The organism is Halorussus salinus, from assembly GCF_004765815.2.
GTDB classification, from domain to species: domain Archaea; phylum Halobacteriota; class Halobacteria; order Halobacteriales; family Haladaptataceae; genus Halorussus; species Halorussus salinus.
Map to the genome: position 1 here is coordinate 814,428 of NZ_ML974127.1, position 16,062 is coordinate 830,489.

Sequence of the window (16,062 nt, forward strand, 5' to 3'; positions counted from 1 at the left end):
CGGGCTACGACGAGTCGGCCCTTAGGTGTTGTCGGCGATTTCCGTCGCCGCGGAGCAGAGAAAATTTGTTCCGTGCGCCCGAACTGCCCGGCATGACCGAAGTCGTCGTCGCTGGCGGAGGACTGGCCGGACTGGTCGCGGCGCGTCACTTGGCCGACGCGGGCGCGGACGTGCGACTCTACGAGCGCCACCGCGAGTTGGGCGGGCGGGTCCGGAGCCTGCGTCGCGACGGGTTCGTCTTCGACCGCGGGTTTCAGGTGCTGTTCACCGCCTACCCGGCGGTCCGCCGGGAGTTGGACCTCGATTCGCTCGACCTGCGCTACTTCAAGCCCGGTGCCGTAATCGCCCGGCCCGGCGAGCGCGCGACGCTCTCGGACCCCTTCCGGGACGTGGACGCCGCGCTGGAGTCGGCGCTCAACCGCGACGTGACGTGGCGAGACAAGCTGAAGGTCCTTGGACTCCGACGGGAACTCGCCGACAAGCCCGACCGCGAGATTTTCGACGGCCGCGACGCTTCGACCCGCGAGTACCTCCGCGAACGGGGCTTCTCCGAGCAATTCCTCGACAACTTCGCCGGGCCGTTCTACGGCGGCATCACGCTCGACCGGAGTCTGGAGACCTCGAAGAAGGTCTTCGAGTTCACGTTCAAGATGCTCACGGTCGGGCGCATCGCGGTCCCCGCCCGCGGGATGGCCGCGATAAGCGAGCGACTGGCCGAGGCCGCCCGCGAGGAGGGCGTCGAGGTCGTGACCGACGAGACCGTGACCGACCTCCGCGCGAACGGCCGCGACCCGCAACTCGAACTCGGCCGGGACTCGACCACCGCCGACGCCGTGGTGGTCGCCACCGACCCGAAGGAAGCCCGCGAGCTGACCGGCGTCGAGTCGATTCCGACCGACGCGAAGGGCTGTGTCACGCAGTACTACGCCTTCGACGGCCCGGAACTCGACGTGGGTAAGCGACTCCTGCTCAACGCCGAATCCAACGCGCCGAACCAAATCGCCCAACTCTCGTCGGTCGCCCCCGAGTACGCGCCGGACGACCGCAACCTCCTGAGCGCGACGTTCCTCGGCGTCCCCGACGACCCGGACGAGGAGCTAGCCGCCCAGACGGCCCGGACGCTCGACGCGTGGTACCCCGAGCGGCGCGTCGAGTTGGAACCCCTGCACACGAGTCGCGTGGAGTTCGCGCAGTTCGCCCAACCGCCGGGGGTCCACCGGCGTCTGCCCGACGTGGACGCGCCGGAGGGGCCGGTCTACCTCGCGGGCGAGTTCACCGAGGCGTCGTCGCTGAACGCCGCGATGATGAGCGGGCGGAAGGCCGCGAAGACGGTGGCGAGCGACTTCGATTTGGACTCGTGAAACCCGAAGCTACTCCCGGACTCTCGGAACTCGAATCGGACTCCTCCACCCCGGCGCGTGCGGCGCGGCGCTCTCGTGCGCCGCGCCCGTCCGCGCGAGGTCTGCACGAGCGGACGTGAGTGCAGGCTCGGGAGACGCGGTTTGTCTCCCGGTGGCCGAGGACCGCAACGCAGTGAGGACCGCAGGCGGTTGGGGAGGACGAGGAGCGGTGCCGTGCGGTTGCGGTAGACTCCTTGGCGTCGGTAATAGTTCGCTTCTCTCGACAGCGGTCGTCCGTCTCGCAAGTAGCGTCAATACCAACTCGCGTCTCCGTCGCATTCACTGTCTCGCAGACAGCGAAACCCACGGAAGTAACTACTTCACCGATTCAAAGCATCCGTCGAAACTCGCCTAGCGGCGGGAACGACAGCACTTCTTCGCCATCCGAATCCCACACGACCGGCCGAAACGCGTCCGCGTCCCGAACCAGTGGCGACTGGAAGTCCCGCGCCGACATCCCGTTGACCGCGACGCCGGGCGCGAGGCGGTTGAAGGCGGGCACCATCACCACGTCGCCGCCCCGGTAGGCCTCCGGCCCGTACAGCAGACAGGGGTGGCGCGTCCCCTCGATTTCGATGGCCGGGTGGTCGTGGCCGACGACGTACCGGTCGGCCCTCTCGTCGGGCGCGGCGTGGCCGTGGACGACGAGGGTGTCGCCGACGCGGTACTCCTCGGGTGTCGGCACGGACGCCCAGTCGCACGCCGCGCTCGCGGGCGACTCCTCGAGGAGACCGTCGAGCATCGAATCGTGGTTCCCGCGGACGACGACCAGCTCTGCGCCCGCGTCGGCGACGGTCCCGCCGAGCGCGGCCACCGTCTCGGCGACGCCCTCGGGAATCCGGTCGAAGGCGTGGAGGAGGTCGCCCGCGACCACGACCTCGGCGGGCGAGAAGTCGGTCAGCAGGGCGGCCAGCCGGTCGGTCAGGTCGGCGCGCTCGCCCAGCGGGAGTTCGACGGCCGAGGAGGCGTCCCGGCCGACGTGGAGGTCGGCGACCACGAGGGTCTCCTCGGCGGGGAGGTAGACCGCCCGGTCGCGGAACTGCGCGTCCATCGGCGCGGTGTAGGTGGCCGGGTGTCTTCGTGGTTGCGATTGCGACGCTTCGGTGTCGTATTTTCCCGGTCACTGAATCCGTCGAGACGGGCAGTCGGCTCCCGTCGAGGTCCCTATACCGTTCTTAGAGAACGAGAAAAATGTGCTATAAGATTATAGATACGGCTCGAAGGAGCCTAGAGGTGGCCCGCGTCACGGTCGAGGAACGCCTCTCGCGTGCGGACGGCAACGCCCGCGACGCCGTCGCAGTCCCGCAGGTGGTGGTCGTCCGAGACCACGCCGTCCGCGGCGGCCGCGACCGCGCATTCGAGGACGGCATCGTCGTCGGGGTCGGCCGCGGCGTCGATTTCGACCGCGGGTTCGACCACGTGGGCGAACGCGACGACTCGCTCGACCGTCTCGGCGCGCCGGTCGGCCGGGTGCGGCAGGCGGTCGTCGGCGAGGACCGCGGCGAACTCCCGGCAGAGTGACGGCGAGAGGGCGGCCTCCACCGCTCCGTCCTCGGCGAGCGCGACGCAATCGGGGGACTCCTCGGGGAAGGCGAGTTCCGCCACGAGGACGTTCGTGTCGAAGACGACGGTCGGCCGGTTCACGCCGAGGAGTCCGGCCCGACCGACGAAAAGCGTCCCGAACCGCGTTCGGTCCCCACCGAACCGGCCCCCATCACCGACCGCTCGAAACCGCCAACCGCCGGGGATTTATGTCCGTCGTCCCGAAATACGGCAGTATGGCCGACGTTTTGGAGAACAAACGCGCCGCGACGCGGTTTCGCATCCTCACCGAGATCGCCGAGCGCCAACCCGCGGTGAGTCAGGGCGAAATCGCGGACGCGGTCGGGGTGACGAGTCAGGCCGTCAGCGAGTACATCCGGGCGCTGGTCGAAGAGGAGTTAGTCGAGAAGGAGGGCCGGTCGCGCTACACCGTCACCAAGGAGGGCGTCGATTGGCTGTTGCAGGAGGCCGCCGACGTGCGCCGGTACGCCGACCACGTCACCGACGACGTGTTGGGGAGCGTCCAAGAGGAGGCCGCCATCGCCACCGACGACGTGACCGAGGGCGAACCCGTCACGCTCTCGCTCCGGGCGGGACTCCTCCACGCGACGCCCGGCGAGGAGGGACCGGCGACCGGCGTCGCCACCACCGACGCCGAGGCGGGCGCGGACGTGGGCGTCACCGGGTTCGAGGGCATCATCGACTTCGACCCCGGCACGGTGACGGTGTATCAGGTGCCGCCGGTCCGGTCGGGCGGCGCGTCGGCCACCGACACCCCAACGCTCGCCGACGCCTGCGAGGCGGCCGACCTCGTGGCCGCGACGGGCGTCGAGGCCGTGGTGGCGCTCCGGCGGGCCGACTGCGACCCCGCGACGACGTTCGCCGCGGGCGAGGTCGCCGCCGAGGCCGCGGGTCGGGGTCTCGACGTGGTGGTCGTCGCCACCGCCGACATCGTGGGCCGAGTCACCGACGCGCTCCGCGACGGCAACGTCACCTACGAGGTCTCGGAACTCGGCTAATTACGGAGTCGAAAAAGTACGGTTCTCCTCGTCGCTCGATTTCAGTCCTCGTTTTCGTCTTCGTTCTCGTTGAAGTCTCCCTTGAAGACCGTCTGTCCTTCGAAGCTAGGTTTCTCTTCGTCTTCGGTGTGGTCGGTCATAGCGTCTAGCAATATCTTCGGCGTCATATAAATTCGGTTCACGCACCTTGCTCGTCGTCGGGATTCTCGTTCTCGCACTCGGTCTGATTTTTTGCGTCGTCTCGATTCGTCGCTTCGTTCTTCTCGGGTTCTTCACTATCAGTCCCGAACCGTGCCGTCCAATCCCTGAGCCAGCCGAAAAATCGGTCCTGTGGGCTCGTTTCGCAGTACCATCGCTTCGACTGTCCCGGCAGTCCGCTAATCCTTGCAACGACTAAGAACAGCCCGAATACTCCGAGATTCGTATACCATGGCAGTGATGCACGATAGATTTCGACCGCACCGACGAAGAAGTAACAAATTGCCATCACCGTCGTAAGAAGCGTCGTCGTAAACAGGAGCGCATTCTGGACGTTTGACCGGTAGTTAGCTGCAATCCACCTGCTGTACTCTTCGGCCAACCCTTCTTCGACAAGATGGTACTCGTACCGTTCGTTCAAGATACTCTCCGTAACATCGTCCGCATTTACGCCGATTTCTTCACTGGTAGACGTGTACGTGACGGCAGATAGAACCGTCCCAGTGAACAAAAGGACTACTCCGAACTTCGTAAACGGGTTGAGAATGGCCGTGGTAGGAGTTTCGTTCGCTTGCACCGCGATAGAGATACCACTCACGGTAATTCCGGCGAGGACCACGTTCGCCCGGAATATCTGCATCGCTTTCTCGTCAATGTCCGAGAGCGTCGCCGATTGTTTGTCTATCGTCTCTCTTGCCTCTTCGCGAGCCAATTTCGCCCTCCGTATCCGGTCCTCATCGGGCATACGCCGTTGTTCCCATACACGACTTAATAGTCATTCGATACTAATATAGACTATTCAGGTGATTGATACAGTAGACGTATCTCGCTTTACGTCTGCTACTACAGAAAACTCCGATTGTAAGTCACCTGCCTAACTCACGCGATTCTTCGCCGCGGTGTACGCCTCCCGGACCTGCTGGAACTCCTCGCGGTCGCCGCCGTGGTCGGGGTGGACCTCCTTAACTTTCCGCCGGTAGGCGCGCTTGACCTCCGACAGCGACGCGCCGTGGGGCACGCCCAAGATGGCGAACGCGGCCTCGGTGGGGTCCACGCGCTCCTCGTCGTCGTCGTCGGAGATGTCCGGCGTCTCGAACGGCAGGCGGTCGCCCAGATGCATGCCGGGCATCTCGTGTTCCACGAGGACGGCGTAGGTCGGCGACCGCTCGATGCGGAAGTACGCCCGCGCGTCGAAGGTGATGGCCACGTCGCGTTTCGGCAGGTAGAACGCGACGTGCTGGCCCTCCACGAAGTGGTCCTCGGCGAACTCCTCGCCGATGGCCGAGAGGTACTGGCGGATTTCGACGCGGCGGCGACCTTCGCCCGCGGTGTAGGTCGCGTTCGAGGGCTGGTGCGGGTAGAGGCGCGACCCCGCGACGAAGATGACGCCGATGAGGACGCCGACCCCGACCGACAGCCAGAGACCGACGACCAGCCATTCGGGCAACACGCGAGGGCGTACGGGCCGTATCGTAAAGAATCTCTCGCAACCCCCTCTCGCGTATTTCGCTTCGAAATGATGCCAACATTAATGTCCGTCCACTTAGATTGACCGAACGGTATGTCAGGTCGGTGCCGATATTCGAACAAATGACAGTACAGGACCAGACTCCCGACCGCGAGGACGAACTCGACCCCGGCGAGATTCACAACGTCCTCCGGAACGACCGACGCCGACGCGCCCTACAGCGATTGCGAGAGTCCGATGGGCCGATTTCGGTGGACGAACTCGCCGAACACATCGCCTCCGCCGAGACCGGCGAGTCGCCGCCGCCCCGCGATGTCCGAAAGAGCGTCTACGTCTCGCTCCACCAGACCCACCTGCCGAAACTCGACGACCTCGACATCATCGACTACGACCAGCGCGACCAGCAACTCGAACTCCGCGACCGGGCCGAGGAGGTCGAAGTGTACATGGAGGTCGTCTCCGAGGACGACATCTCGTGGTCCACGTACTATCTCGGCGTGAGTTTGCTGGGTCTCCTCACGCTCGTCGCGGTCCGGTTCGACCTGCTTTTCGTCTCGTCGTTCGGCGTCGGGTTCTGGGCGTGGTACTTCCTCGCCCTGTTCGCGGTCTCGGCGGCGTATCACGCCTACTCCGAGCGAAACCGACAGCTGTTCGGGTCCTGAAAACTGTCTCGCGGCGAGGAGTAGCGCCGTTCAGCCGATGTACCGCAGGTTCTCGTCGGTCGGCATGTTCGACTGCTGGTTTTCCATCTCTTGGATCTTGTTGGCCACGTCCTCCATGTCGTCGGCGCGCTCCTCCAGCGAGTCGAAGTCGACCTCGAAGTCGAGGAGTTCTTCCAGCACTTCGAGGACCGCGCGTGCGCTCTTGGGGTCCACGAGGTAGCCGCTGGTCTCGCCCATCAGGCAGGTCGCCCGGAAGCCCCGGCGCTCGCCCAGTCCCAGTAGCAGTCCGCTCGTGCCGACGATGCCGCCCGCGGGTTCGTCCTCGCGGAACTCGACATCGACCGCTTCGAGTTCTTCGACGAACTCCTCGTCGGTGGCCGCGCCCAACACGTCGTACTCGTCCATGAGTTCGCCCGTGGGGACGCCGCCGAGCGCGTAGACCGTCTCGACGCCGAACTCCTCGGCTACGTCCAGAAAGGCGTCGGTCAGTCGGTAGTGGCCGGTGTTGTCGCTGGCTTGGTGCTTGCCGGTCAACACCAGCAGGTCCCGGTCGTCGAGTTCGACCGCGTGAATCTTCGCGCAGGCCAGACCGGTCGTCCCGTCGTCTTCGACGCTGACCTGCGGCGGGAAGTGTTCCGAGTAGACCCGTCGCACCAACTCGCTTTCTTTCTCCTCGAGGAGGTGTTCGGCCGCCAGCTTTCCGACGTGGCCGACGCCCGGCAGGCCCTCGACCAGCACCGGGTCCTGTAGGTCGGGGTCGGCGACTACCTCGATGTCGAGTTCGTCCATGTGGTGTTACTCGCGGGCGCGCCGCTTAAGTGCCCGTCGGTACTCTCCGTGCGGGTCCTCGGGGTTGAACGGCGCGGGCGCGCTGTTGACGGCCTCGGCTCCGCACTCGGGACACGTCGCAGAAAGGGAGTACACCGGCCGCGAGTGTTCGTCGCGCCACGCCGAGCAGACGAGGATGTCGGATTTCATCCGGCTACTGCTCTTCTTCGGTCTGGCGCTCGCGGTGGAACGACCCGGTGCCGCCGACCGACTCGATGGCCTTCTCCGCGCGGGCCGCGCTTTCCTTGAGTTGGTCTTCGGCGGTCTTGTAGTTGGGCGCTTTCACTCGGATGCGGTACTCGGGCGCACCGACGTAGGTCACTTCGAGGTCGATCTCGTCGGGGATGTCGCCGTTCCCCTCGGCGGCCTGAAGCGCCTCCTTGATGTCGTCCACGCCGCCGCTCGACGCGCTTTCGAGGTCCACGTACCCCGTGACCGTGACGTAGGGCACCGAGACGTTCTCGCGGGCGGTGTCCACGATTTGGGTGACCTCGTCGTCGGTGAGGTCGGTGTCGGTGAGCGCCTCGGGACCGTGAATCGCGGCCTGCTCGAAGCCGCCGTAGAGGCCGCCGAACTCCGCGAGGAGTTCGTTGGCGACGTGCGAGTACTTCTCGTCGCCCATATCTTCGCCGAAGGCCAGTTCCATCCAGTTGCCAGCCTTCTGCTCGTTTTTCCACTCCTGAATCTTCTCGGACCGTTGGTGGTCGTTAACGTCTTTGAGCGAGAGGTCGATCTGCTGTGCGCCCGTGTCCACGTCCAGCACCTTGCAGACGACCGTCTGGCCCTCGTTGACGTGGTCGCGGATGTTCTTTATCCATCCGCTCGCGACTTCGCTGACGTGGATGAGACCGCGCTTGTCCTCGTACTCCGAGAGGTCTACGAAGACGCCGAAGTCCTCTATCTCGTCTATCTTGCCGACGACGAGTTCGCCGGTGTCGGGCCAGCCGCTGTATTTCATTGAGCTTCCACTGTCTCGTCGGAGTCGGTCCGACTACTCGCGGAGCGACGCTCCACGGTCTCGATTACTTCGCCTTCGAACTCGGCGTCGCCGCCGGTCGGCCGGGCGAGGGTCGCGCCGCAGACGGCGCAGGCGGCCTCGGTCGCGGCCTTGCCGAAGACGACCTGTTCGTTGTCGCAGTCGGGACACTGAACCTTGTAGAAGTTTCCTGCCATGATTTACTCCTGGAACTCCAGTCGTCCGGCGCGCCATCCCTCGCGGAGGTGGGCCTTGCCACACTCGCTGCAGCGGTACTTGAGGTCGGTCTTCTTGGTCGGCTTGTCGCCACCGGGGACCTTCGAGAAGCGACCGCGGTTCCCGATACCTTTCGAACCCTCGCGCTGCTTGCGCTGGTCCCACTTCATGCCGGTCGAGCGACCGGTTCGTACCTTTTCGACTTCGTGTTCTTCGTGTGCCTTACAGTGCGGGCAGTACGTATTGAACCGTCGTGGCATCTGCATAGATATCTACCTTGCCGTCCAGTAGGGCCACGGGGCTTAAAACCCGTTTGGTTCACGACCGACCCCGAGAGGGCGCGACTCCGAGGAGGCCCGTTCCGCGACGGTCCCTCCTCGACCGGTGCCGGGTCGGTCTCGTCGCCGACTTTTACTTTCGCCCCGCGTGGCACGATTTTAAGTTCGTTCCGTGTGAACTGTTGTGTAACGACCGTCGCAAGGCGGGTGCGTAGTGGTGTGACGACGCCCTCGACGGTCGCCGGAGGATACGATGTTAGGCGCTCACTCGAATCGGTTCGACCGATACGGAATGGACGGGCAGGGGGACGCGACGAGAGCGACGGTGCCGACGGGAACCACGGTACCGACGCGGGCACCGACGGCACCGGCGAGAACGCTGGCACCGCCGCAAACGACATCACGCGTCCGAGGAGGTCTCCGATGACCGACATCGCGCGACTGCTGGCGTCGGTCCCGGCGAGCGCGCCGGTCCAGCGCGTCCGCGACTACCACCTCACCGACCGGGCCGCGAGTCCCCGGCCGCGGGACTTCCTGACCGCGGTCAGGCGGACCGACGGCGAGGTCTGTCTCCGCTGGACCGACGCCGCCGGAGAGCGGTTCGTTCGGTGGGTCGGTCCCGACTGGGAGTGTGCCACGTTCGACCGTCACCGCGGTCGAAAGCGAGTCGAGACCTGCGAGGAGGGCCGCGTGGTGGCCCTCCTCGGCGAGACGCGCCCGGAACTCGTGGCGGCCGACGAGGTTCCCGGCGCGTTCGCGGCGTCGGCGGGGACGGACGCCCCGCCCGAAACGACCGGTGTCGGCGACACGACTCCCGATGTCGGCGAAACCGTCTTCGGCGTCGGTGGCTCCCCGTCGTCGCCGAGCGCCGTCGCCACCGACGGCGGGTCGGAACCGAGCGACGACGGGCGAACCGTCACCGCCGAGCGCGTGCGCGTCGAGCGGCGGACCGACCTGTCGGCCGACCCGGACGTGAACCGACGCGAGGCGGACGCGCTCGCGGCCGCGCTTCCGGCCGGGCCGCGCGAGGTCGTCTTCCGACTCCCGCCGGTGCTGGCCGAGGAGACCGTCCTCGAACCGGTCGCCGGGAGCGACCGGGTGTTCGTCGCCGAACTCGTGGCCGAGCGCGAGACCGACCGGGCCTACTACGTCCGGCAGGAGCGCCGGGCGTGCCGCGTCTCGAAGGCCGCGACGACGATTTACGAACTCGCCGACGGGGCCGTATCGGACCCAGACCGACCGGAGGCGGTCGAGTCCGCATAATGGTCCAGCATCGCTTCGAGTGCGTCCACTGCGGGCATCGGGTCCGCGGGACCGGCGAGGACTGCGAGGCCGCACGGCAGGACGCCCGCGAACGGGGTGCGGTTCACGTCAGCGAGGCCCACGCCGACCGACTCGCTCGGGACCCCGACTGGCCAGACGACCTCTCGCCAGACGACCTGTTGACCGGCGAAGCGGCCTACGGGTCGCTCCGGGGCTTCCTCGGTCCGGCCGACGACCTCCTCGTCTGCGACGACTGTGGCTACTACTTCGGCCACGAGTCCGCCGACGAGGACCGCTCGCCGGTCGGACGGAAGGGACTGGTCTGTAAGACTTGCTACGAGCGTCGCGTCCGCAATCACGACGACTCGGTGTCCGAAGCAATCGACGACTTCTTCCGGTGAATCTCTCTCACCGACATTTCCACCCTCTCGATTTCATTTATAAATTTATTACTATAAAAGTAATAATTAAGTAAACTCGGTTCGAGGATTGATTCGATGACGGTGAATCGACGCACCTTCCTCAAGCGTAGCGCCGTAGCAACGACCGGGGCCGCCGCCCTCGTCGGCTCCTCGGGTTCCGCCGCGGCCTACGACGTGCCGCTCGTCTCGACGCGCGACCACTACAGCGGCACGTCGCTGGTCTCTGGCGAAACCCAGTACAGCTACGACACCAACGGTCTCGTCCCCGGCGTGGACACCGGTTGTGTCGGCGACCTGACCGTGTTCATCCACGGGTGGGACAAGAAGAGTAGCGAGTCCGACGCCGAACAAGCGGCCCGCGACAAAATCCAGCTCGCTCGTGACGAACTCACCGCGGCCGGATACGGCGGCCAAGTCGTCGGCTACACGTGGGACAACGACGTTGGCGGCGGCGTGGACTTCGGCTGGGGCGAGGCCCAGACCGTCGCCCAGAAGAACGGCGTCAAACTCGCGCAGTTCCTCGTGGACTACAAGTACCAGTGTCCGAACTCGACAGTCCGACTCGTCAGTCACTCGCTCGGTGCCCAAGTCCTACTGAGTTCGCTCCGGTCGCTGAACGGTTCGTGGTTCACGGACAACGGCTACGAAGTGTACTCGACGCATCTGCTCGGCGCGGCGCAGGACAACGAAGCGCCGACGCAGGAGTCCATCGACACCTACAACGCCATCCGCGACGTGGTCACTGGCGCGTTCAACTACCACAGCCACGAGGACGACGTTCTCCAGTGGGTCTACAACACCATCGAGTTCGACCAAGCCCTCGGCGAAACGGGCTACGAGGAGGGCAACACGCCCGCGCCGAACTACACCGAGTTCGACGGCACCTCGCAGGTCGGCGACGACCACTCGGGCTACCTGACGAACCTCTCGGATGAGGTCGTCTACCACATGGAGAACGTCAGTTCGTACGTCTGAGTCGGTCTCGCGGCTCCCGCTTTTTTGCAATCGCGCGACGAGGAGACTCCCGAACTCGCCGCCGAGGCCGTCCCGAAGCGCTTAAACGCGCTCCTTCCGAATCGCCGAGCATGAAGCGACTCATCATCCACGGGAACCCCGGCATCCGGAAGAACGCCATCATCGACTACGATGGCGAGGAGGTCGTCTGCTTTTCGGTCAGTCGGCAGGGCGACTGGCACGGCCCGGACGAACCCCAACTGTGGTGCGTCATCGGCACCGAAGACGAACGGGAGGACTTCGCGAAGCGCAACTACGTGCCCCACTGGCTCGACACCGAGTCCGTGGACGCCGACGCCATCGACATCGTCAAGCGCGCCGACGAACTCGCCGTGTCGTAATCCTTCGGTTCGGAGTTCGCGTTTTCAGCCTTCTATGATTTCCGCGGAATCGTCTCGCGGTCGGTAGTCCAGTTTTCGCATCGTCTCGGTCAGCGAGAGGTAGCGGTCGTCGTTCCACGAGATAGCGTGGGCGACGACGGGTGACTCCGGCAGGTCGGCGTCTACCGCGCGCTGGATGACCTCCCGGCAGTCGCCGGGACTCAGCCACATTGCGCGAGCGAACCGCCGGGCCGCGTCGCTCTCGTCGGCCGTCTGTGTCTCGCGCAGTTCCTCCTCGTCCATCAGCCAGCCGATTCGCAGGTTCACGACCTCGATACCGTGACGGTCGGCGTAGAAATCCCCGAGGGCTTCGGCCGCGACCTTGCTGACGCCGTAGTAGGAGTCGGGTCGAGTCGGGTCGTCGGGGCGGACGGCACGGGCCTCCTCGCGCATCGACTCCGGTTCGGCCGGGTCGGCGACGTTGTGCATCTGGACCGCGTGGTTCGAGGAGGCGAAGACCACTCGGTCGAGGTCGTTCCGGCGGGCGGCCTCGTAGGCGTTGTGCGTCCCGCCGATGTTGGATTCGAAGACACCGTCCCAGTCGGCGTCGGGCGAGGCGTTGCCCGCGAGGTGGACCAGCGCGTCCTGTCCGTCGAGCGCGTCGGCGAACGCCTCGCGGTCGGTCACGTCGAGGGTCGGTCCCTCCAACTCGTCGTGGTCGCGGTGGGTGATGGGCGTCACCTCGTGGCCACAGAGCGCCAGCAACGCCTCGCGGCCGACGGTACCGGCGGCTCCCGTGATGGCGACGTTCATGTCGGGGGTACCACGGGCGACCGGAAATAGGTACTTGCACCGGTCGCCCGCGTCGGTCGTCTGCGGGCGCGACGGTCGGCCGTTGACGGGCGGGGCGGTCAGTCGTCGGCGGGCGTAGCGACGTGTTCGGGCGCGGGTTCCATCGTGAACATCGCGGCGAACACGACCGCGGAGACGACGATGAACGCCGCGGCGGTCCAGAACGCGACGAGGACCGAGGTCGCGTCCCAGATAGCTCCGACCATCACCGGGCCGCCGACCTGTCCGACCTTCCACGCGATGGAGCGCAACGAGAGGCTCGACCCCACCGCGTCGAAGTGTTCGCCCTCCTCGACGAACAGCGCCATGCTGGCGGGAAGCCGGAGGCTGTCCGCGATACCGAGAATCGCGTACGCCGCGAACAGGACGAAAAAGGCCCCCGGCAGGGCGAGCGACCCCCCGAACGCCGAGAGCGTCATCGACGGGACGTAGCCCTCGGCGTACTTCGCCAGCGGGATGAGCGCGGTGCCGACCGCGTAGGTCAGCGCGCCCACGAGGATGAACCGATACTTCTCGCCGACACGGTCGGTCAGGTCGCCGACCTTCCCCTGCGTGAGCGACTTGGTGAGCTTGCCGCCCGCCATGATGCCCCCGATGACGAAGGCGTTGATGCCGAACTCGGTCCGCGCGAAGATGGGTAGGAAGATGATGACCGCCATCTTCCCGACGCTGAACGCGCCCCGGAAGAACACGAGCGCCTTGATGGCCCGGCGCTCCATCAGGTCCCGGATGGTCTCGTAGCCGCTGGCCTCCTCGGGGTCGGCCCGGCCGCCGGGGTTGTCCCGGAGGAACGCGAAGACGGCGAAGAACGCGCCGATGGTGATGACCGACAGAATCGCGTAGGTGACTTTGAAGTCGTAGAGAAACAGGAGGAGTCCCCCGAACACGTCGCCGAGCAGACTGGAGAACGCGCCGACTTGATTGTACGTGCCTATCCACAATCCGCGCGACTCGTCGGGGCTGATTTCGCCGACGACGGTGGTCCCGGTCAGCCAGAGGATGCTCGCGGAAAAGCCCTGCACGATTCGCAGGAGGATGACGTGTTCGACGTTGGCGACGAACGCGAACCCGACGAACACGACGACGTTGAGCGCCAAGCCCGCCAAGAGGAACTTTTTGGAGTCGCGCAGGTCCACGTAGCGACCGAGCGGCAGGACGATGAGCAGTTGGACCGCGGCGAACGCCGTACCGAACAGTCCCTCGACGCTGGCGGAGGTCCCGAACATGTCGGCGTACAGCGCCAGCGCGATGAGAATCGTGGAGTAGGCCTGACTTCGGGCGAACGCGGTGCTGGCGAGCGCCACGAACTCGCGGTTCCCGAAGAGGCGGAGCGACCCGCCGCTCGACTCGGACACTGTTACGATTCGAAATAGCTGGACCCGCCGTAATAAGTTCACGGCTCCCGGAAAGACACGAGGGTTCGAGGCGCTCGCTACTCGTTCAAATCGCCCGACAGCGCGATGTTCGACTGCGCTCGGTGAACGTTTGCCTTTCCCCGTCGCTATTCGTCCGTAACGTCACAAAAAACAAAACGCGATTCCCGAAACCGGAGTCCTCAGTCGTCGAGGTCTTCGACCGCGTCGGCGATGCGCTGGAGCTGTCGGGTCGCGTCCCGAACCTCGTCGCGGAGCTGTCGGACCTCGCGGACGAGTTCCTCGTTGCCGCCCGATTCGCTCTCGCCGGGTCGGCCGCCGGGGCCAGCGCCGCCCGGTCCGGCACCGCCGCCGGGGCCGCCGCCCATCATGCCGCTCATCATCTGCGCGAACGGGTTGCCGCCGCCGCCGGGACCGCCGCCCATGCCGCCGGGGCCGCCGCCCATCATCTCTTCCATCTTCTCGCGTCGCTCGTCGTCGCCTTCGCCCTCGCCCTCCTCGGCGCGCTTCTCTCGAATCTCCTCGACGCGCTCGCGGAAGGACTTCTCCTCTCCGTCCTCGCCCTCGGATTCGGTTTCGTCAGGTGCGTTCTCGTTGGATTCGTCGTCTGCCATGACTCGGGATTCGGGGTGGAAGTGGAAAAACGTGGTGTCTCGGGAAGGCGATGACTTCCGGTCGCCGCACCCGACTTCGGAGAGCGACCGACGAGCGTCTGACGCAACGTTTACTTGTTCGCGTGCGATGACCCGTCCATGACAAGCCTCGCGGAGGCCTACGAGGAGAACGTCGGCGAGGTCGGGAACGTCCGACTCCTCTACCTCGGGGTGGGGCTGTTCGCCGCCGGGGCCTTGCTCGTCGTTCTCGGCATCCTCCTCGCCACGACGAGTCTCCACACGGCCCTCGGTCTCGACACGTTCGGTGCCCGAGAAGTCGCGGGCGTCCTCGCGGGACTCGGCGTCCCGGCGGTGTTCGTCGGTATCTTCAGCGTCCTACCCGCAAGCCAGCGCGTCCGAGCGGCGGCCGCAATCGGCGCGGGCGTCTCGATGCTGGGCGTCGCGCTGTTCACCTACGCCTACCCGAGACACTGGGCGGGCTACAACCGACAGTTGACGCTCCCGGTCGTCGCCGTCTACTTCTTCGGCGTGCTGGTCACGTTCGGCTGTCTGTTCGTCGCCGTGGTCAACTTCAAGACGCGCAACGACCCCGGCGGCACCGTCACGCTCGAAGTCGCCCACGAGGGCGAGGTCCGGACCGTCGAGGTCCAGAAGGGCGAACTCGACGAGTTCGAGGACATCGAGAACCTGAACGCGTTCCAGACGGAACTGGCCTCATCGGCCGCTGGCGACCCGGAGAACGACCCCGACCCCGTCTCCGCCGACCCGAGCGAGACGGGACTGGGCGGCGTCGCGTTCATGGGCGACACGCCCGACGGCGAGACCCCGACCCAGACCAACCAGCCGAGCGGTCGGTCGGCCAGCGGGCAATCTACGAGCGGCGGGTCGGTGGGCGGCGGACCGGGTCGCGGCGCGCGCCCGACCAGCGACGGCGGCACCGCCGCGAACGACATCCGGTCGCCGCTGGACGACGCCGACGCGCCGAGTCGGTCGCAGGGCACCACCGACGCCTACTGCGGCAACTGCCAGTACTTCCAGTACGTCCGGACTAACGAGGGGATGAAACCTCACTGCGGCTTCTACGGCCGCGAGATGGACGACATGGACGCCTGCGACGAGTGGCGACCCAACAGCAATTAGAGTTCTCGAAGTGTCTCCTCGACGGACTCCCAGTGGCTCCCCTTCCAGAAGTGTTTTCCGCAGTTCGGACACCGCCAGACATCGACTTCTGACGCGCCCGGCGCGTACTCAGGCGTCGATTCCGCCTCGCCTACGGCGACTAACTCCCCGTTGCACTCCGCACAGCGCGACGGTTCCGTGAGGTCGAGCGCGAACCCGGCCGCGGCTAGTTCCCGCAACTGGTCGGCCACCGGCTTCGCGGTGAGCAGGAGTCCGTCGCTCCGGTCGGCCAGTTGGGCGTCGCGGGTCACGAGCAGGCGGGCCTCCTCGCGGGCCAGTTCGGCCAACTCGTCGTCGGCCTCGATGCCGCGGTCCAGCGCGTAGGCCGCGTCGTAGCCGCACATCCGGAGGTAGGTCGCCAGTTTGCCGAGCATCACGTCGAGGAGAAGAGGCGCGTCGGCGGGACTGCGCTTCGGCGTGGCGTCGTCGGCCATCGGG

21 protein-coding genes are annotated in these 16,062 nt (G+C 66.1%); 8 read left to right on the top strand and 13 right to left on the bottom strand.

Annotation, left to right across the window (positions count from 1 at the left end; all coding sequences use genetic code 11):
• Positions 1–92: 92 nt before the first annotated feature.
• Complete coding sequence (locus EPL00_RS04145) at positions 93–1,361, top strand: NAD(P)/FAD-dependent oxidoreductase (protein WP_135851690.1); 1,269 nt, start codon at positions 93–95, stop codon at positions 1,359–1,361.
• 367 nt (positions 1,362–1,728) lie between these two features.
• Here the strand turns inward: EPL00_RS04145 and EPL00_RS04150 are convergent, their stop codons facing one another.
• Positions 1,729–2,451 carry a metallophosphoesterase gene (locus tag EPL00_RS04150; protein WP_135851689.1) on the bottom strand — a complete coding sequence of 241 codons (723 nt, stop codon included), beginning with the start codon at positions 2,449–2,451 and terminating at the stop codon, positions 1,729–1,731.
• Between the two features lie 176 nt (positions 2,452–2,627).
• A complete protein-coding gene (locus EPL00_RS04155; RefSeq protein WP_162224144.1) occupies positions 2,628–3,044 on the bottom strand; it encodes a putative toxin-antitoxin system toxin component, PIN family in 417 nt (138 codons plus the stop codon).
• A gap of 134 nt (positions 3,045–3,178) precedes the next feature.
• On the opposite strand from EPL00_RS04155, the gene EPL00_RS04160 reads away from it, so the two are divergent.
• Positions 3,179–3,961 carry a DUF7839 domain-containing protein gene (locus tag EPL00_RS04160; protein ID WP_135851687.1) on the top strand — a complete coding sequence of 261 codons (783 nt, stop codon included), beginning with the start codon at positions 3,179–3,181 and terminating at the stop codon, positions 3,959–3,961.
• A gap of 178 nt (positions 3,962–4,139) precedes the next feature.
• Here the strand turns inward: EPL00_RS04160 and EPL00_RS04165 are convergent, their stop codons facing one another.
• Both EPL00_RS04165 and EPL00_RS04170 read right to left on the bottom strand, forming a co-directional pair.
• Positions 4,140–4,904: a hypothetical protein gene (locus EPL00_RS04165; protein ID WP_135851686.1), complete on the bottom strand. Its 765-nt coding sequence runs from the start codon at positions 4,902–4,904 to the stop codon at positions 4,140–4,142.
• 129 nt (positions 4,905–5,033) lie between these two features.
• The gene (locus EPL00_RS04170) at positions 5,034–5,606 is read right to left on the bottom strand and encodes a J domain-containing protein (RefSeq protein WP_135852471.1); all 573 of its coding nucleotides are present in this window, start codon (positions 5,604–5,606) and stop codon (positions 5,034–5,036) included.
• A gap of 143 nt (positions 5,607–5,749) precedes the next feature.
• Here EPL00_RS04170 and EPL00_RS04175 point away from each other — a divergent pair, with 143 nt between their 5' ends.
• A complete protein-coding gene (locus tag EPL00_RS04175; protein ID WP_135851685.1) occupies positions 5,750–6,289 on the top strand; it encodes a DUF7344 domain-containing protein in 540 nt (179 codons plus the stop codon).
• 30 nt (positions 6,290–6,319) lie between these two features.
• Here the strand turns inward: EPL00_RS04175 and EPL00_RS04180 are convergent, their stop codons facing one another.
• The 5 genes from EPL00_RS04180 to EPL00_RS04200 are packed head-to-tail and all read right to left on the bottom strand — an operon-like array spanning position 6,320 to position 8,575.
• Positions 6,320–7,078, bottom strand: a complete 759-nt coding sequence (locus tag EPL00_RS04180) for a proteasome assembly chaperone family protein (RefSeq protein ID WP_135851684.1) — start codon at positions 7,076–7,078, stop codon at positions 6,320–6,322.
• Between the two features lie 6 nt (positions 7,079–7,084).
• The gene (locus EPL00_RS04185) at positions 7,085–7,267 is read right to left on the bottom strand and encodes an RNA-protein complex protein Nop10 (RefSeq protein WP_135851683.1); all 183 of its coding nucleotides are present in this window, start codon (positions 7,265–7,267) and stop codon (positions 7,085–7,087) included.
• Positions 7,268–7,271: 4 nt separating this feature from the next.
• Positions 7,272–8,075 (bottom strand): translation initiation factor IF-2 subunit alpha, encoded by an 804-nt coding sequence (locus EPL00_RS04190; RefSeq protein ID WP_135851682.1) that lies wholly within the window; start codon positions 8,073–8,075, stop codon positions 7,272–7,274.
• Positions 8,072–8,290 (bottom strand): 30S ribosomal protein S27e, encoded by a 219-nt coding sequence (locus tag EPL00_RS04195; RefSeq protein ID WP_135851681.1) that lies wholly within the window; start codon positions 8,288–8,290, stop codon positions 8,072–8,074. Before EPL00_RS04195 ends, EPL00_RS04190 begins: the two co-directional genes overlap by 4 nt.
• Positions 8,291–8,293: 3 nt before the next feature.
• A complete protein-coding gene (locus tag EPL00_RS04200) occupies positions 8,294–8,575 on the bottom strand; it encodes a 50S ribosomal protein L44e (RefSeq protein ID WP_135851680.1) in 282 nt (93 codons plus the stop codon).
• Between the two features lie 435 nt (positions 8,576–9,010).
• Between EPL00_RS04200 and EPL00_RS04205 the strand changes: the two genes are divergently transcribed.
• The 4 genes from EPL00_RS04205 (at position 9,011) to EPL00_RS04220 (ending at position 11,627) form a co-directional block, all read left to right on the top strand.
• Positions 9,011–9,850, top strand: a complete 840-nt coding sequence (locus EPL00_RS04205) for a hypothetical protein (RefSeq protein WP_135851679.1) — start codon at positions 9,011–9,013, stop codon at positions 9,848–9,850.
• Complete coding sequence (locus EPL00_RS04210) at positions 9,850–10,251, top strand: hypothetical protein (RefSeq protein ID WP_135851678.1); 402 nt, start codon at positions 9,850–9,852, stop codon at positions 10,249–10,251. Before EPL00_RS04205 ends, EPL00_RS04210 begins: the two co-directional genes overlap by 1 nt.
• A 96-nt stretch (positions 10,252–10,347) precedes the next feature.
• The gene (locus EPL00_RS04215; RefSeq protein ID WP_135851677.1) at positions 10,348–11,247 is read left to right on the top strand and encodes a twin-arginine translocation signal domain-containing protein; all 900 of its coding nucleotides are present in this window, start codon (positions 10,348–10,350) and stop codon (positions 11,245–11,247) included.
• A gap of 110 nt (positions 11,248–11,357) precedes the next feature.
• On the top strand, positions 11,358–11,627 hold the full coding sequence (locus EPL00_RS04220; protein ID WP_135851676.1) for an HAH_0734 family protein: 270 nt from the start codon (positions 11,358–11,360) through the stop codon (positions 11,625–11,627).
• Positions 11,628–11,651: 24 nt separating this feature from the next.
• Here EPL00_RS04220 and EPL00_RS04225 read toward each other — a convergent pair whose 3' ends face one another.
• From EPL00_RS04225 to EPL00_RS04235, 3 genes are all read right to left on the bottom strand, one after another.
• On the bottom strand, positions 11,652–12,419 hold the full coding sequence (locus tag EPL00_RS04225) for an NAD-dependent epimerase/dehydratase family protein (RefSeq protein ID WP_135851675.1): 768 nt from the start codon (positions 12,417–12,419) through the stop codon (positions 11,652–11,654).
• 98 nt (positions 12,420–12,517) lie between these two features.
• The gene (locus tag EPL00_RS04230; protein WP_135851674.1) at positions 12,518–13,813 is read right to left on the bottom strand and encodes an MFS transporter; all 1,296 of its coding nucleotides are present in this window, start codon (positions 13,811–13,813) and stop codon (positions 12,518–12,520) included.
• A 200-nt stretch (positions 13,814–14,013) separates the two neighbouring features.
• A complete protein-coding gene (locus EPL00_RS04235) occupies positions 14,014–14,445 on the bottom strand; it encodes a hypothetical protein (RefSeq protein ID WP_135851673.1) in 432 nt (143 codons plus the stop codon).
• Positions 14,446–14,583: 138 nt separating this feature from the next.
• Here EPL00_RS04235 and EPL00_RS04240 point away from each other — a divergent pair, with 138 nt between their 5' ends.
• On the top strand, positions 14,584–15,585 hold the full coding sequence (locus EPL00_RS04240) for a cell division protein CdpA domain-containing protein (protein WP_135851672.1): 1,002 nt from the start codon (positions 14,584–14,586) through the stop codon (positions 15,583–15,585).
• On the opposite strand, the gene EPL00_RS04245 is transcribed toward EPL00_RS04240, so the two are convergent.
• Positions 15,582–16,058, bottom strand: coding sequence for a Mut7-C RNAse domain-containing protein (locus tag EPL00_RS04245; protein WP_135851671.1), 477 nt, complete (start codon positions 16,056–16,058; stop codon positions 15,582–15,584). The genes EPL00_RS04240 and EPL00_RS04245 overlap by 4 nt on opposite strands.
• Between the last annotated feature and the right edge of the window lie 4 nt (positions 16,059–16,062).

Bases quoted from the DNA above. Each gene is read 5' to 3' on its own strand.
- EPL00_RS04145 (WP_135851690.1), top strand. From the start codon at position 93: ATGACCGAAGTCGTCGTCGCTGGCGGAGGACTGGCCGGACTGGTCGCG.
- EPL00_RS04150 (WP_135851689.1), bottom strand. From the start codon at position 2,451: ATGGACGCGCAGTTCCGCGACCGGGCGGTCTACCTCCCCGCCGAGGAG.
- EPL00_RS04160 (WP_135851687.1), top strand. From the start codon at position 3,179: ATGGCCGACGTTTTGGAGAACAAACGCGCCGCGACGCGGTTTCGCATC.
- EPL00_RS04165 (WP_135851686.1), bottom strand. From the start codon at position 4,904: ATGCCCGATGAGGACCGGATACGGAGGGCGAAATTGGCTCGCGAAGAG.
- EPL00_RS04175 (WP_135851685.1), top strand. From the start codon at position 5,750: ATGACAGTACAGGACCAGACTCCCGACCGCGAGGACGAACTCGACCCC.
- EPL00_RS04180 (WP_135851684.1), bottom strand. From the start codon at position 7,078: ATGGACGAACTCGACATCGAGGTAGTCGCCGACCCCGACCTACAGGAC.
- EPL00_RS04185 (WP_135851683.1), bottom strand. From the start codon at position 7,267: ATGAAATCCGACATCCTCGTCTGCTCGGCGTGGCGCGACGAACACTCG.
- EPL00_RS04190 (WP_135851682.1), bottom strand. From the start codon at position 8,075: ATGAAATACAGCGGCTGGCCCGACACCGGCGAACTCGTCGTCGGCAAG.
- EPL00_RS04195 (WP_135851681.1), bottom strand. From the start codon at position 8,290: ATGGCAGGAAACTTCTACAAGGTTCAGTGTCCCGACTGCGACAACGAA.
- EPL00_RS04200 (WP_135851680.1), bottom strand. From the start codon at position 8,575: ATGCAGATGCCACGACGGTTCAATACGTACTGCCCGCACTGTAAGGCA.
- EPL00_RS04205 (WP_135851679.1), top strand. From the start codon at position 9,011: ATGACCGACATCGCGCGACTGCTGGCGTCGGTCCCGGCGAGCGCGCCG.
- EPL00_RS04210 (WP_135851678.1), top strand. From the start codon at position 9,850: ATGGTCCAGCATCGCTTCGAGTGCGTCCACTGCGGGCATCGGGTCCGC.
- EPL00_RS04215 (WP_135851677.1), top strand. From the start codon at position 10,348: ATGACGGTGAATCGACGCACCTTCCTCAAGCGTAGCGCCGTAGCAACG.
- EPL00_RS04220 (WP_135851676.1), top strand. From the start codon at position 11,358: ATGAAGCGACTCATCATCCACGGGAACCCCGGCATCCGGAAGAACGCC.
- EPL00_RS04225 (WP_135851675.1), bottom strand. From the start codon at position 12,419: ATGAACGTCGCCATCACGGGAGCCGCCGGTACCGTCGGCCGCGAGGCG.
- EPL00_RS04235 (WP_135851673.1), bottom strand. From the start codon at position 14,445: ATGGCAGACGACGAATCCAACGAGAACGCACCTGACGAAACCGAATCC.
- EPL00_RS04240 (WP_135851672.1), top strand. From the start codon at position 14,584: ATGACAAGCCTCGCGGAGGCCTACGAGGAGAACGTCGGCGAGGTCGGG.
- EPL00_RS04245 (WP_135851671.1), bottom strand. From the start codon at position 16,058: ATGGCCGACGACGCCACGCCGAAGCGCAGTCCCGCCGACGCGCCTCTT.